The sequence below is a fragment of the Pseudarthrobacter sp. SORGH_AS 212 genome (assembly GCF_030818145.1).
Taxonomy (GTDB): Bacteria; Actinomycetota; Actinomycetes; order Actinomycetales; family Micrococcaceae; genus Arthrobacter.
Genome location: NZ_JAUTAA010000001.1, coordinates 335,596 through 350,342 on the forward strand (window position 1 = coordinate 335,596; position 14,747 = coordinate 350,342).

At 62.2% G+C, this 14,747-nt stretch carries 10 protein-coding genes and 3 rRNA genes; 3 read left to right on the plus strand and 10 right to left on the minus strand.

Annotated features, from left to right (window positions below; genetic code table 11):
- Positions 1-79 precede the first annotated feature (79 nt).
- From recN to QE394_RS01510, 6 genes are read right to left on the minus strand one after another with little or no spacing between them, the layout of a single operon-like run.
- Positions 80-1,819: a DNA repair protein RecN gene (gene recN / locus QE394_RS01485; protein ID WP_349033569.1), complete on the minus strand. Its 1,740-nt coding sequence runs from the start codon at positions 1,817-1,819 to the stop codon at positions 80-82.
- 4 nt (positions 1,820-1,823) lie between these two features.
- Positions 1,824-2,849: an NAD kinase gene (locus tag QE394_RS01490; protein ID WP_056077688.1), complete on the minus strand. Its 1,026-nt coding sequence runs from the start codon at positions 2,847-2,849 to the stop codon at positions 1,824-1,826.
- 13 nt (positions 2,850-2,862) lie between these two features.
- A complete protein-coding gene (locus QE394_RS01495) occupies positions 2,863-3,678 on the minus strand; it encodes a TlyA family RNA methyltransferase (RefSeq protein WP_056077691.1) in 816 nt (271 codons plus the stop codon).
- A complete protein-coding gene (locus tag QE394_RS01500) occupies positions 3,678-3,974 on the minus strand; it encodes a hypothetical protein (RefSeq protein WP_349033570.1) in 297 nt (98 codons plus the stop codon). The genes QE394_RS01495 and QE394_RS01500 overlap by 1 nt, the downstream gene beginning before the upstream one ends.
- A gap of 9 nt (positions 3,975-3,983) precedes the next feature.
- On the minus strand, positions 3,984-4,973 hold the full coding sequence (locus tag QE394_RS01505) for an HAD-IIA family hydrolase (RefSeq protein WP_056077697.1): 990 nt from the start codon (positions 4,971-4,973) through the stop codon (positions 3,984-3,986).
- Positions 4,974-4,978: 5 nt separating this feature from the next.
- Positions 4,979-5,917, minus strand: coding sequence for a hypothetical protein (locus tag QE394_RS01510; protein ID WP_349033571.1), 939 nt, complete (start codon positions 5,915-5,917; stop codon positions 4,979-4,981).
- 81 nt (positions 5,918-5,998) lie between these two features.
- Between QE394_RS01510 and QE394_RS01515 the strand changes: the two genes are divergently transcribed.
- Positions 5,999-6,694 (plus strand): hypothetical protein, encoded by a 696-nt coding sequence (locus QE394_RS01515; protein ID WP_349033572.1) that lies wholly within the window; start codon positions 5,999-6,001, stop codon positions 6,692-6,694.
- A gap of 480 nt (positions 6,695-7,174) precedes the next feature.
- On the opposite strand, the gene QE394_RS01520 is transcribed toward QE394_RS01515, so the two are convergent.
- Complete coding sequence (locus tag QE394_RS01520) at positions 7,175-7,441, minus strand: hypothetical protein (protein WP_056077703.1); 267 nt, start codon at positions 7,439-7,441, stop codon at positions 7,175-7,177.
- 95 nt (positions 7,442-7,536) lie between these two features.
- Here QE394_RS01520 and QE394_RS01525 point away from each other — a divergent pair, with 95 nt between their 5' ends.
- Both QE394_RS01525 and QE394_RS01530 read left to right on the plus strand, forming a co-directional pair.
- Positions 7,537-7,755 carry a hypothetical protein gene (locus tag QE394_RS01525; protein ID WP_349033573.1) on the plus strand — a complete coding sequence of 73 codons (219 nt, stop codon included), beginning with the start codon at positions 7,537-7,539 and terminating at the stop codon, positions 7,753-7,755.
- Positions 7,756-7,857: 102 nt separating this feature from the next.
- Positions 7,858-8,595 (plus strand): hypothetical protein, encoded by a 738-nt coding sequence (locus QE394_RS01530; RefSeq protein ID WP_349033574.1) that lies wholly within the window; start codon positions 7,858-7,860, stop codon positions 8,593-8,595.
- Between the two features lie 310 nt (positions 8,596-8,905).
- Here QE394_RS01530 and rrf read toward each other — a convergent pair.
- From rrf to QE394_RS01545, 3 genes are all read right to left on the minus strand, one after another.
- Positions 8,906-9,022, minus strand: a 5S ribosomal RNA gene (gene rrf, locus QE394_RS01535).
- A 163-nt stretch (positions 9,023-9,185) separates the two neighbouring features.
- Positions 9,186-12,314: ribosomal RNA gene (locus QE394_RS01540) — 23S ribosomal RNA — on the minus strand.
- Between the two features lie 502 nt (positions 12,315-12,816).
- A 16S ribosomal RNA gene (locus tag QE394_RS01545) occupies positions 12,817-14,338 on the minus strand.
- The 16S, 23S and 5S rRNA genes sit together here, the layout of an rRNA operon.
- Between the last annotated feature and the right edge of the window lie 409 nt (positions 14,339-14,747).

Genomic DNA, 14,747 nt, shown 5'->3' on the forward strand with positions numbered 1-14,747 from the left:
AGTGTGCAGTCCCGCGACCTTCCGGGCAAGGGCCCAAGGCCCTGGCCCGGCCACAAAGCCAGCAGGCGCGAAAGTCCCCTCAGCCGCGCTGCGGCAGGAGTTTGGCGTCGTCAAGCAGCTCCTGGGCGTGTGCCTGGGCGGATTCGGAGTCCTCCTGGCCGGCCAGCATCCGGGCCAGTTCCCGGACCCGTTCGGTCCCGTCGAGGAGGCGCACATCACTGGACGTGAACCCGGTGGCGGTGCCGCCGTCGGCCCCGCGGACTGAGGTCTTGGTCACGGTGATGTGCTGGTCTGCGAACGCCGCCACCTGCGGCAGGTGGGTTACCACCAGCACCTGGACGTGGCGGGCGAGCATGGCGAGGCGGCGGCCGATCTCAACGGCGGCGCGTCCGCCCACACCGGCGTCCACCTCGTCGAAGACAAACGTGGGAACGGGGTCCACCGCGGCGAGCACCACCTCGATGGCCAGCATCACGCGCGAAAGCTCACCGCCCGATGCGCCCTTGCCCAGGGGCCGGGCGGGGGCACCGGAATGCGGCTGGAGCAGGAACGCGATGTCGTCGGCCCCGTGCGGTCCCAGCTGCCCCGTCGGCTCAAGGTTGATCACCAGTGTGGCATCGGCCATGGCCAGTGCCTTGAGTTCGGCGCTGACCCGCGCTGACAGGTCCTTGGCAGCCTTGGCACGGATCTTGCTGATGGTGGCCGCCTGCTTGGTCAGGTCCGCCTCCGCACGTGCCACCTCGGCGTCCAGGGACTCAATCCGCGAGGAATCGTCCTGCAGTTCGTCGTGGCGGGCCCTGGCCTTCTCCGCCCACTCCAGCACTTCGTCGATGGTGGGCGCGTACTTGCGCACCAGCTTGGCCAGGGCACCGCGCCGGTCCTCGATCTCGGCAAGCCGCTCAGGGCCTTCCGTGTCGAGTCCCGCCTGGTAGCTGGCCAGGTCCGTAGCGATGTCGTTGAGCAGGAAGCCCACTTCCGCCAGCCGGGCCGCGGCCGATCCGAGCTCAGCGTCGTGCTCAGCCACCTGCTCGAGCGTGCGCTTGGCCGCATCCACCAGGGTGGTGGCATCGCCCGCTTCGCCGAAGTCCTCCGCGATCAGGGCCTGGTGCGCGGTGCTGGCGGCGATCCGCAACTCCTCGACGTTGGCCAGTTTCACGGCCTCCGCCTTCAGCTGCCCGTCCTCCCCCGGCTGCGGATCCACCTCATCGATCTCCGCCAGGGCGGTCTGCAGGGACTCGGCTTCGCGGAGCCTGTCCCGGGCGGCGCTGCGCAGGCTGTCCAGCTCCGCCTGGCTGGCCTTCCAGTGGCTGTAAAGCTCCTGGTAGGCGTTGAGCGGCCCGCCCAGCGTTTCACCGGCAAACTTGTCCAGCGCACCACGTTGGGCTGCTGCGCCCTTAAGCCGGATCTGGTCGGTCTGTCCGTGGACCACCACCAGCGTTTCGCCGATTTCGGCCAGGACGCCGACGGGGGCCGCGCGGCCGCCCAGGAAAGCGCGGCTGCGTCCATCGGCACCGAGGCGGCGCGCCAGGATCAGTTCCGCGCCGCCGTCGAACTCTTCAGTTTCGGCGCCCGCCTCAAGCGCGCGGACCACGGCGGGGTGGCCGGCGTCGAGCTTCAGGACCGCTTCCGCGGTGGCACTTTTTGCGCCGCTTCGGACGGCACCGGCGTCCGAGCGTGCCCCGAGCAGCAGGCCGACGGCGGTGACCACCATCGTCTTGCCGGCACCGGTTTCACCGGTCACCACGCTGAGGCCGGGGCCCAGCGGCAGGGTTGCGTCGGTAATGACGCCAAGATCGCGGATTCTCAGTTCTTCAAGCATGCATTCACTCCGCAGTCGACGGATCAGGTTCAGTGTCCGGCCGGTCCGCCTGCGGCACCTGCAGCGGCTGCTTGGGCCGGGGCGTGCGGACTACGGGAATCGGCCCCGTATGGACCGCGCTGGCCTTGGGCACGGGCCCCCGCCAGCCGTGGATGGGCAGCTCGAACTTACGGACCAGCCGGGCCGAGAAGGGCGTCTGGTGCGTGCGGGCCAATCGCACAGGGGTTGCGGATTTGGTGACTTCCACCCGGGCGCCCGGTGGAAGGTCCACGGACCGGCGGCCGTCACACCACAGGACACCCTGGGCCTCCGTGCGGCCCAGGACCTCCACCGCAAGCTTTGACCGGGGCGAAACCACCAGGGGTTTGGCGAACAGGGCATGGGCGCTGATGGGGACGATGACCAGTGCTTCCACCTCCGGCCAGACCACCGGGCCGCCGGCAGAGAACGCATAGGCGGTGGACCCCGTGGGAGTGGCCATCACGATCCCGTCCGAGCCGAACGAGGTCAGCGGGCGTTCGTCCACTTCCGTGACCACCTCAAGCATCCGCTCCCGGTTGGCCTTCTCGATGGCGGCCTCGTTCAGTGCCCAGGTGTGCCAGATTTTCTGGCCCCGGACCCATACCTGGACATCGATGGTCATCCGCTCTTCCACGGTGTAGTCGCGGCTTGCGATCCATTCCACCGTTTGGGCCAGGTCGGCACGCTCACTCTCGGCAAGGAAGCCCACATGGCCGAGATTGACACCCAGCAGCGGAACGTTCACCTCGCGGACCAGCTCGGCCGCGCGCAGGATGGTGCCGTCGCCGCCGAGGACCATCACCAGTTCCACTTCCGGCAGCCGCACATGGTCGTGGAGGACTTCGACGGGCTGGGCCAGGTGCCCGAAGAACCGCTCCATGTCATCCAGTTCGGACTCCTGCATGACGGGGACAATGCCCGAGGCATGCAGGAGCGCACAGGCCTCCCAGGCGGCCTTCAGCGATTCCTCGCGGCCGGTATGGGCAAGGACCAGTACACGCCTGCTCATCAGGTTCCGCTCTCTAGTGGTTCGGCCAGATTTGTCCGAGCAAAGCAGCAGCTGCCGCCTCCCGCTCTTCGATCTTAGGCAAGTCTTGGGTGATCCTGCGTCTTATCCACAGGAAGTATTCGACGTTTCCGTCCTGGCCAGGCAGCGGACTCACCGCCAGCCCGTGCAGGTCCAGTCCGGCGTCGAGCGCTGCCGTGGCCACCTTGTGCACCGCGAGCCGCCGTTCCCGTTCCGAGGTGACCACGCCGGTCCGGCCCAGGCGGTCCTTGCCGATTTCGAACTGGGGCTTGACCATGAGCACCAGGTCGCCGCCCGGTTCCGTGCAACCGGCCAGGGCCTGCACCACCAGGGTGAGGGAGATGAAGGAGAGGTCTGCGACGGTCAGGGCGGCCTGGCCGCCGATGTCACCCGGAACCATGTACCTGACATTCATGCCCTCGTGGACGGAGACGCGCGGATCGCTGCGGAGGTGGGGCACCAGTTGGCCATGCCCGACGTCGACAGCCACCACGTGTGCCGCGCCGCGCCGGAGCAGGACGTCGGTGAAGCCGCCGGTGGACGCGCCGGCGTCCAGGCACCGCTTTCCCTCGGCCGTAATGCCCGGGAAGGCGTCGAGGGCGCCGGCCAGTTTGTGGCCGGCGCGGCTGGCGTAGGTGTCCTGATCGTCATGTTCGACGGCGAGATCCCGGTCCTCGTCAACCTGCAGTGACGCTTTGGCGAGGACTTTGCCGTCGGAGCTGACCTTGCCTTCGGCGATGAGGGTTGCGGCATGCGTCCGGGACCTGGCGAGGCCCCGGGCCACCAGGGCCTGGTCGAGGCGTACCGGCATCAGGCTCCGCCGTCCGCCGGGCCGGACACCCGGGTTCCCGGCATCTGGGGCCCGGGAGTCCGGGTTGCAAGGTCCCGGGGTTCAAGGTCCTGGGGCTTGGCGTTCAGGGCATCCAGCAACTCATCATGAAGCCTGGCGTAGGCCTCTTCGTGCTCTTCAACGGGAGTGGCCGGCAGGGTTTCCAAGACTGTCAGGGCTTGGGCCACCACGGCGTCAGGGATCGCCGCGGCGTCCAGCCCGGGCCATTCCCGCGACGGCTGGGCTGATGATTCTTCAGGTCCGGTCAGCTCAGTCATTCGTTCAGTCTAGTGACCGAGCCAGGCCAGCTTGGGCGCCTGAGCGGCGGGGGCGTCCGGTGTCGCGGCCCACCACGCGGCACAGGCGGCCCGCCACGCATCAAGGCTGTCCTTGCTGCCAATGACGCCCACTGCACCGTTGGCGACGCGTGCCGTGGCGTCGCCGCAGGCGTACGTGCCGTCGTCGTGCGTCACCTCGGGGTACGGGCGGTACAGGTCGGACAGGGCGCTGATGATGTAATCCGGGCGCTCGGCGGCGCGGGCGGCCAGGATCGATTCCAGCGTGTCGACGCCGGTCAGCACGGCAACGGTGGCAAACCCGGCATTGTTGCCGCCGAGGATGTCGGTGTCCAGCCGGTCGCCCACTACCAGCGGGCGTTCGGCGCCCAGCCGCTTGGCAGCGGAATGGAACAGCGGTGCCTCCGGCTTGCCTGCCACGAGCGGCGTCCGGCCGGTGGCAGCGGTCACCGCCGCCACCAGCGTTCCGTTCCCGGGTGCAATCCCACGTGCCTGCGGGATGGACATGTCGGTGTTCGTCGCCACCCACAGGGCCCCGGCGGACACCACGTAAGCAGCTTCGGCCAGGTCCTTCCAGCCGATACCAGGGTTGAAGCCCTGGACCACGGCCACGGGTTCCTCGTCCTGGCCGAAGACAGGGGTGAGGCCCACGAGCTCGATTTCGCGGGCCAGCGCCGGACTTCCCGTGATGAGGACCTTCGAGCCCGGCGCCAGGCGCGAAGCCAGCAGGTCGGCGGCCGCCTGTGAGGAACTGACTACCTGCTCATCCTCTGCCGGCGCCCCCAGTTCCCTCAGGTGGGCTGCCACCTCGGCCGGGGAACGCGAAGCGTTGTTCGTGACGTATCCAAGACCCACGCCCACCCCGGCCAGCTGCTGCAGCGACTCCACGGCACCCGGAATGGCATGCGGGCCGGCGTACACCACCCCGTCCAGGTCGGACAGGAGGGCGTCAAAGCGGGAAATCAGGGAAATGGCAGTCATTCGGTTCAGTCTTCCCGGCGGTCCTGGTTGGCTGCAGCGTTGTCGCCGGGCTCTTCACTGCCGGCTTCTTCGTTGCTGCTGGCTTCGTTGGTGCTGTCTTCCTTGTCGGTGTCCAGTTCATCCGGTTCCACCGAATCCTCGTCCGACTCTGCGTCGTCAGAGGCGAAGTAATCCGCATCCTGGTCGTCCACGTTCTGGTCCACAGCGTCCTGCGCGTTGGCACCTTCTGCGGCTGCCGAATCTGTTTCGGAGGCTTTGACGGCGTGTTCGCGAAGTCGCCGGCGTTCGGCCTCTTCGCGGGCCTCTTCCTCTTCATCCCAGCCGAGGTCGATGATGTCAGGCTCTTCGTCAACGCCCTGTCCCAGTGCGTTCTCTGCGACGACGGCCTGCTTGTTCCACTTGTCTGCTTCGGCGGCGCGTCCCACGGCTGAGAGCGCGCCGGCGTAGGCGCGGAACAGCCGGGGGCTGTAGGAGAAGGCACGGTTGATGTCCAGCTGCGGAATCTCCAGCTCAGCGACGGCGGCATCGAGCTGGTCCAGGTCGGTCCTCGCGCCGGCGGCCACGATGGCAAGTTCCACCTTGCCGGGAGCGTCCAGGTCCTGCGCTTCCTCGGAACGGGCAACATCCAGTGCCCGGTCCGGGCGGCCGAGTCCACGCTCGCAGTCAGCCATGACAGGCAGGTGGACGTTGGAGCCGCTGATCCGCCGATACGTGCGGAACTCGCGCAGGGCTTCCCCGTAGTGTCCCGCGGCGTAGGCCGTCAGCCCGACGGCTTCGCGGACTGCACCGAGGCGGCCGCCTCGGCGGCTCGCCGCTAGGGCGTGCTGGAAGGCCAGTTCCGGCTCGTCGTCAATCAGGCGTCCGGCCATCACCAGGTGGCGGGCAACCCACTCGGCGCTCTTGGGCTCAAGGGTCTTGATCTGGTGCTGCGTGGCGCGGTCCAACTCCTTGCCCGTGACGTCCTCATCGATCTCGGGTGAGCGTTCGCGGTCGGGCCGGTTGGAGCTGCGGATATCGGCAGCGTTGTGGGTGCGGACGGGGCGCTCTTCCTGGCGGTCCCGGCCGAAGCCGCGGCTGGAGTCGCCACGGAACGAGTCGCCACGGCCTGCTCCACGATCGGCTCCGCCGCGGGCGGGGCCACGGTCAGAACCGCGGTCGAAACTGCGGGAGTCTCTGCCCTGCCGGTCGCCGAAGGGCTTGCGGTTCTCGCCGCCGCCAAAGCTGCGGCGATCCTGGTCACCCTCACGGCGCGGACGGTCGCCAAACGGCTTACGATCCCGATCACCATAAGGACGGTTCTCACGGTCACCATACGGCTTCCGCTCACCACCACCGCTGAAACCACGGCGATCCTGGTCACCCTCACGGCGCGGACGGTCGCCAAACGGCTTACGATCCCGATCACCATAAGGACGGTTCTCACGGTCACCATACGGCTTCCGCTCACCACCACCGCTGAAACCACGGCGATCCTGGTCACCCTCACGGCGCGGACGGTCGCCAAACGGCTTACGATCCCGATCACCATAAGGACGGTTCTCACGGTCACCGAAAGGCTTCCGCTCACCGTTACCAGAGGAGCGTTCGTTGTTGTCGCGGTTGCCGCGGCCCCGGAACCCACGCGGGTCACCGCCCGAGTTGTTGTTTCCCCGGAACGCTCCGCGGTCGTTGCCGCGGTTTCCTCCGCCGTGTTCGGCCATGATGGATTCCTCCTGTTGTGAGCCGACCACTGGCGCAAACTGCAGCCGCTCGTATACGTGCTTCTTACTTACGCAACCCGAAACCAAGCGCTTCCAGGTCCGTACGTCTCCATCAATTCTAGGGGAGCCCGCATAATCGACGGTCCAGAGTTGGCCATGATGGCTGCATCGTGTGAATCTTCACACCGCTGCACGTCCGTGGTGGCACTTTCGCCGGCAGCTCGCTCCGCACCGCCGCGTTCCCCTCTCCTGACGCGCGCTCACTTGTGGCGGCTATCCTTACGACGCGCGCTCACTTGTGGCGGCTATCCTTACGACGCGCGCTCACTTGTGGCGGTTGCCAGGGGCTTTTGTTGCGCTGCCAGGTGGGGTTTTTAGGAGCGGGTGTTGGGAGCCCGATGTGATGGGCATCGGAGGTGGTCGTTCCCTGGTTAGAGCCGGGGGGGTGCCTCTATGGTTTTCGTCAAGCCGCTATTGCCGCGTTGCTACGGACAGGAGTGGCTACTCCCCCATGCCGGGATGCACCCGGACGAAGTCGACCTTATTTCCGGAGTTTGTCCGGGCCGCCGGCTTCCTGTCGAAACCGCGCGCGTCGAGGCCGTTCTTGGCGCGGAACTCGGCCATTGCGGCATCGTACGCTGCGTTGAGCGTCTTGCCGGAGAATTCGCGTGAGGTGCCGTCGTTGAAGGCGATGGCGATCCGGATGCTGGCCGGGTAGTGGCGGTTCATCCGGACGAAGCCTTCTGCGTCCTGCTGGAGAGTAATCAAGGGAGCTTCTTTCGTTGTGCGAACAGCCTCCAGTCTGACGCACCACGCAACGCAGTACGTCCAACGGCACCGGCCGTGACGGTACGCTGGGCGGCATGAGCACCCGAGACATACCAGCGCAGATCGGCGACCTGCCACCACTGAACCGGCCGGCGAACAGCGCACTCCTGCAGGCGGGCATCACAACGCTGGCCCAGGCCGCGGACCACTCCGCCAGGGATCTGCTGGCCATGCATGGGGTAGGTCCCAAAGCCATCCGCCTGCTCGATGCCGCCCTCGCCGATCGCGGCCTAAGCTTCGCCGGCGGGTCCTAAGCGGTAACTCCGGTCCGGCATGCGCACTGTGCCTCTGCGAAAATTCCGGGCGTAGACTGGCCGCACCACTGCCGGTGGAGGCACGCGTTACGGAGGCACCGCATGAAAAGTATCCGCGAGCAGGCCTCTGATGCCGAGCAGAACGCCGAGCTTGGACCCGGCAACGATGAACGGTTCTCCGGCTACGGCGTGATGGGGCTGCCCTTCAGCTCGGGCCACGTCCTGGCTATGCGCCGGTTTCCTGTGAACAGTGTTGGACCTGGGTACACCTCGGTGTGGCTGCGCCGCCCGTCCGGTGCCTGGAGCATCTACGCCGATGCACCGCCCGAGCAATCCTGCGCCCGCTATTTCGGTTCGGCCCTCGAGTCCGCCGTCCAATGTCCGGTGACCGTGGCTTGGACAGGCGACTCCAGCGTCAGTGTGACCATCGGCCGCGAACTGGAGCTGGCGTGGCATGTGGACCTGGCGTCCACACCCATTACCCGCGCCATGACACTGGTGATGAGCGCGCTGCCAGCTCCCCTTCTGGAGAGCACAGGGTTCCTGAAGTCCATGAGCGTCGCCGCTGGCCCGATGCTCGGAGCCGGCCGTCTGGGCCTCGCCGGCGACGTCCCGAACGGTCAGGGCTTCCGGGCCAAGCCTCGGCAGATGTGGTTCATATCGGGCAGCTCCGCGACGGTGGGCGGCGAAGACCTGGGCACCATGCGTCCGTTGACCAGGCAGACCCGGCTGGGCGACTTCTGGATTCCGCAGCGCGGCATCTTCGTCATCGGCGCCTCGTCCTTTGATACGTACGACGCCGGCAGGCACCTTCCAGCCTCAACCCGCCGCGCCGCCTGACCACCAGTCGACGCGCGCTCACTTGTGGCGGCTGTCCTTGGGACGCGTGCTCATTTGTGGCGGTTGCCTGGGCATTTGTTGCGCTATCGGTTAGGGGTCCTGAGAGCGGGTGTTGGGTGCCCGTTGTGATGGGGCATCGGGGGTGGTCGTTCCGTGGTTTGAGTGGGGGTGTGGGTGGGTGCCGCCACAAGTGAGCGGGCGTCCGGGTGGGACCCGCCATGAGTGAGCGGGGATCCGGGGCTGTGGGGTTTGTGGTGGTGGTTAAAGTGGTAGGGCCCTGACAGTTGTGTCAGGGCCCTACTCAATGTTTGTCCGGCGGTGTCCTACTCTCCCACACCCTCCCGGGTGCAGTACCATCGGCGCTGTGGGTCTTAGCTTCCGGGTTCGGAATGGGACCGGGCGTTTCCCCCACGCTATGACCGCCGTAACCCTTCTACCCGTCACCAACCCCTTTTAGGGGGTGGTGTGGGAAATCTGGTGGTTACAACATGTGGTGTTGTATTCAGTTGTTTTGGTTCCGGCCGGCAACGTGTTGGGTTGTTGGTTGGGAACCACATAGTGGACGCAAGCAGAGTTATGTATTTTTCTGTGTGGTGTAAGTTGTTGGCCTATTAGTACCGGTCAGCTTCACGAGTCGTTAGTCCTCGCTTCCACATCCGGCCTATCAACCCAGTGGTCTGGCTGGGGGCCTCTCACACAATAAAGTGTATGGAAATCTCATCTCGAAGCGAGCTTCCCGCTTAGATGCTTTCAGCGGTTATCCCATCCGAACGTAGCTAATCAGCGGTGCACTTGGCAGTACAACTGACACACCAGAGGTTCGTCCGTCCCGGTCCTCTCGTACTAAGGACAGCCCTTCTCAAATTTCCTGCGCGCGCAGCGGATAGGGACCGAACTGTCTCACGACGTTCTAAACCCAGCTCGCGTACCGCTTTAATGGGCGAACAGCCCAACCCTTGGGACCTACTCCAGCCCCAGGATGCGACGAGCCGACATCGAGGTGCCAAACCATGCCGTCGATATGGACTCTTGGGCAAGATCAGCCTGTTATCCCCGAGGTACCTTTTATCCGTTGAGCGACGGCCATTCCACAATGTACCGCCGGATCACTAGTCCCGACTTTCGTCCCTGCTCGAGATGTCTCTCTCACAGTCAAGCTCCCTTGTGCACTTACACTCGACACCTGATTGCCAACCAGGCTGAGGGAACCTTTGGGCGCCTCCGTTACTTTTTAGGAGGCAACCGCCCCAGTTAAACTACCCATCAGGCACTGTCCCTGACCCGGATTACGGGCCGAAGTTAGATGTCCAAAGTGACCAGAGTGGTATTTCAACGATGACTCCACCCGAACTGGCGTCCGGGCTTCAACGTCTCCCACCTATCCTACACAAGCCACTCCGAACACCAATACCAAACTATAGTAAAGGTCTCGGGGTCTTTCCGTCCTGCTGCGCGTAACGAGCATCTTTACTCGTACTGCAATTTCGCCGAGTTTATGGTTGAGACAGCGGGGAAGTCGTTACTCCATTCGTGCAGGTCGGAACTTACCCGACAAGGAATTTCGCTACCTTAGGATGGTTATAGTTACCACCGCCGTTTACTGGGGCTTAAATTCTCAGCTTCGCCCTTACAGGCTAACCGGTCCTCTTAACCTTCCAGCACCGGGCAGGAGTCAGTCCGTATACATCGTCTTGCGACTTCGCACGGACCTGTGTTTTTAGTAAACAGTCGCTTCCCCCTGGTCTCTGCGGCCCCGATCCCCTCCGGACAGCAAGTGTCCATCAAGGTTGGGGCCCCCCTTCTCCCGAAGTTACGGGGGCATTTTGCCGAGTTCCTTAACCATAATTCTCTCGATCGCCTTAGTATTCTCTACCTGATCACCTGTGTCGGTTTGGGGTACGGGCGGCTAAAACCTCGCGTCGATGCTTTTCTCGGCAGCATAGGATCACCAAATCCCCCCAAACGGGGGTCCCATCAGATCTCAGGCATCATGAGTGGCGGATTTGCCTACCACTCGCCCTACATCCTTAGACCGGGACAACCATCGCCCGGCTCGGCTACCTTCCTGCGTCACACCTGTTAATACGCTTGCCTCCCAGGATCAGGTCCTGCGCTCCACCAAAACCCTCACACCACAAGGGTGATCGGGCAGGTCTCGGGCAGTTAGTATCCCCTGTTCAACATGGGCGGTTTTTCGCCGGTACGGGAATATCAACCCGTTGTCCATCGACTACGCCTGTCGGCCTCGCCTTAGGTCCCGACTTACCCAGGGCAGATTAGCTTGACCCTGGAACCCTTGATCATTCGGCGGACGGGTTTCTCACCCGTCTTTCGCTACTCATGCCTGCATTCTCACTCGTGTAGGCTCCACCGCTGGTTTCCACCGCGACTTCACTGCCCACACGACGCTCCCCTACCCATCCAAACGCCTGAACCACAAGGGCTTAGCTAATATTTGAATGCCACAACTTCGGCGGTGTACTTGAGCCCCGCTACATTGTCGGCGCGGAATCACTTGACCAGTGAGCTATTACGCACTCTTTTAAGGATGGCTGCTTCTAAGCCAACCTCCTGGTTGTCTTCGCAACTCCACATCCTTTCCCACTTAGCACACGCTTAGGGGCCTTAGTTGGTGGTCTGGGCTGTTTCCCTCTCGACTATGAAGCTTATCCCCCACAGTCTCACTGCTACGCTCTCACTTACCGGCATTCGGAGTTTGGCTGACGTCAGTAACCTTGTAGGGCCCATTAGCCATCCAGTAGCTCTACCTCCGATAAGAAACACGCAACGCTGCACCTAAATGCATTTCGGGGAGAACCAGCTATCACGAAGTTTGATTGGCCTTTCACCCCTACCCACAGCTCATCCCCTCCATTTTCAACTGAAGTGGGTTCGGTCCTCCACGACGTCTTACCGTCGCTTCAACCTGGCCATGGGTAGATCACTTCGCTTCGGGTCTAGATCACGCCACTCAAACGCCCTATTCAGACTCGCTTTCGCTACGGCTGCCCCACACGGGTTAACCTCGCGACGTAACACTAACTCGCAGGCTCATTCTTCAAAAGGCACGCCGTCACAACTACAAGGTTGCTCCGACGGATTGTAAGCACACGGTTTCAGGTACTGTTTCACTCCCCTCCCGGGGTACTTTTCACCTTTCCCTCACGGTACTGGTCCGCTATCGGTCATTAGGGAGTATTTAGGCTTATCAGGTGGTCCTGACAGATTCGCACGGGATTTCTCGGGCCCCGTACTACTTGGGATACATCAACAAGGCGGTGCAACGCATTACAGTTACGGGACTAACACCCTCTCTGGCCGGCCTTTCAAGACCGTTCACCTATACGCACACCCACACCCCGTCAGCCCGGCAGAACTGACACGTAATGTCCCACAACCCCGACCATGCAACGCCCGCCGGCTATCACACATGGAACGGTTTAGCCTGATCCGCGTTCGCTCGCCACTACTAACGGAATCACTATTGTTTTCTCTTCCTGCGGGTACTGAGATGTTTCACTTCCCCGCGTTCCCTCCACGCACCCTATGTGTTCAGATGCGGGTCACCAGGTAACTCGCGCTCCTGGCGGGGTTTCCCCATTCGGACACCCTGGGATCACAGTCCGGTTATCGACTCCCCCAGGCTTATCGCAGATTCCTACGTCCTTCTTCGGCTCCTAATGCCAAGGCATCCACCGTGTGCTCTTAAAAACTTGACCACAAAGATCAAAACATTTTCGAGAGAACCACAGAAACCGACCCGCACACCCAAAGGCGCACGAACCAGATCCAGGTTCATATTCTTGGAAATTGCTTCTTATACAAGATGCTCGCGTCCACTATGTAGTTCTCAAACAACAACCCCACACCACACACCCCACACACAACCCCCCAAAAGGGATCACCATGCATGATCGGTGCAGCAGGGAAACCAGAAACAAAGTACCGACAAGAACCCCAAGGGCCCTCCCCGGTCCTGTTGCCTCAGGACCCAACAGTGTGCCAAACACTACCCAGCAGACCAGACCACCGAACGTTCCAGGACCAACTCCGAAGAGATCAGTCCGTACTAGCAAACGGTCCGTGCCACCAGGCACCTATTTGTTGATATTCCACCCTTGAGCACCCGCCACGAAACATTCGTCCGTGCAACGGGCATTCTCCTGACAACCCCCACCACCGGACATACATCCAGGACAGAAAGCTGTAGGTGCTCCTTAGAAAGGAGGTGATCCAGCCGCACCTTCCGGTACGGCTACCTTGTTACGACTTAGTCCCAATCGCCAGTCCCACCTTCGACGGCTCCCCCCCACAAGGGGTTAGGCCACCGGCTTCGGGTGTTACCAACTTTCGTGACTTGACGGGCGGTGTGTACAAGGCCCGGGAACGTATTCACCGCAGCGTTGCTGATCTGCGATTACTAGCGACTCCGACTTCATGGGGTCGAGTTGCAGACCCCAATCCGAACTGAGACCGGCTTTTTGGGATTAGCTCCACCTCACAGTATCGCAACCCTTTGTACCGGCCATTGTAGCATGCGTGAAGCCCAAGACATAAGGGGCATGATGATTTGACGTCGTCCCCACCTTCCTCCGAGTTGACCCCGGCAGTCTCCTATGAGTCCCCACCATCACGTGCTGGCAACATAGAACGAGGGTTGCGCTCGTTGCGGGACTTAACCCAACATCTCACGACACGAGCTGACGACAACCATGCACCACCTGTAAACCGACCACAAGTGGGGCACCTGTTTCCAGGCGTTTCCGGTTCATGTCAAGCCTTGGTAAGGTTCTTCGCGTTGCATCGAATTAATCCGCATGCTCCGCCGCTTGTGCGGGCCCCCGTCAATTCCTTTGAGTTTTAGCCTTGCGGCCGTACTCCCCAGGCGGGGCACTTAATGCGTTAGCTACGGCGCGGAAAACGTGGAATGTCCCCCACACCTAGTGCCCAACGTTTACGGCATGGACTACCAGGGTATCTAATCCTGTTCGCTCCCCATGCTTTCGCTCCTCAGCGTCAGTTAATGCCCAGAGACCTGCCTTCGCCATCGGTGTTCCTCCTGATATCTGCGCATTTCACCGCTACACCAGGAATTCCAGTCTCCCCTACATCACTCTAGTCTGCCCGTACCCACCGCAGATCCGGAGTTGAGCCCCGGACTTTCACGGCAGACGCGACAAACCGCCTACGAGCTCTTTACGCCCAATAATTCCGGATAACGCTTGCGCCCTACGTATTACCGCGGCTGCTGGCACGTAGTTAGCCGGCGCTTCTTCTGCAGGTACCGTCACTTACGCTTCTTCCCTACTGAAAGAGGTTTACAACCCGAAGGCCGTCATCCCTCACGCGGCGTCGCTGCATCAGGCTTCCGCCCATTGTGCAATATTCCCCACTGCTGCCTCCCGTAGGAGTCTGGGCCGTGTCTCAGTCCCAGTGTGGCCGGTCACCCTCTCAGGCCGGCTACCCGTCGTCGCCTTGGTAGGCCATTACCCCACCAACAAGCTGATAGGCCGCGAGTCCATCCAAAACCGCAAAAGCTTTCCACCAACCACCATGCGATGATCAGTCATATCCGGTATTAGACCCAGTTTCCCAGGCTTATCCCAGAGTCAAGGGCAGGTTACTCACGTGTTACTCACCCGTTCGCCACTAATCCCCCCACAAGTGAGGTTCATCGTTCGACTTGCATGTGTTAAGCACGCCGCCAGCGTTCATCCTGAGCCAGGATCAAACTCTCCGTTGAAGTAAAACAAAAACAGACACACCCACCAACCCCGGAAATAACGGGACAAAATGGATGCACAAAATTTGAAACCAGCCAAAAACACCATGCCAACCACGGGGTGGCGGCACAGCAAATTCAACCAATTCAATACAATAAATTGGTATCAACAAACTTGGCACACTATTGAGTTCTCAAACAACAGACACATTCGAATATTCCCGAAACAATTCATTTAGCAATGAATATCTATTCCGTATTTCTTCGCTGCGATGTTTCAATCTTATTTCATTCAGTTTCGCTTTTGCAAATCCGGTTGTTTTCCCGGAATTCACCCTGCGGAACTGGATCCGCCCAGCCAAAAGTGAAGCATTTCTTCATTCCATGCACCGCATGGCCAAGAATTGCTTCTCAATATCGGTTGGGGGTT

Bases quoted from the DNA above. Each gene is read 5' to 3' on its own strand.
- recN (WP_349033569.1), bottom strand. From the start codon at position 1,819: ATGCTTGAAGAACTGAGAATCCGCGATCTTGGCGTCATTACCGACGCA.
- QE394_RS01490 (WP_056077688.1), bottom strand. From the start codon at position 2,849: ATGAGCAGGCGTGTACTGGTCCTTGCCCATACCGGCCGCGAGGAATCG.
- QE394_RS01495 (WP_056077691.1), bottom strand. From the start codon at position 3,678: ATGCCGGTACGCCTCGACCAGGCCCTGGTGGCCCGGGGCCTCGCCAGG.
- QE394_RS01500 (WP_349033570.1), bottom strand. From the start codon at position 3,974: ATGACTGAGCTGACCGGACCTGAAGAATCATCAGCCCAGCCGTCGCGG.
- QE394_RS01505 (WP_056077697.1), bottom strand. From the start codon at position 4,973: ATGACTGCCATTTCCCTGATTTCCCGCTTTGACGCCCTCCTGTCCGAC.
- QE394_RS01525 (WP_349033573.1), top strand. From the start codon at position 7,537: ATGAGCACCCGAGACATACCAGCGCAGATCGGCGACCTGCCACCACTG.
- QE394_RS01530 (WP_349033574.1), top strand. From the start codon at position 7,858: ATGAAAAGTATCCGCGAGCAGGCCTCTGATGCCGAGCAGAACGCCGAG.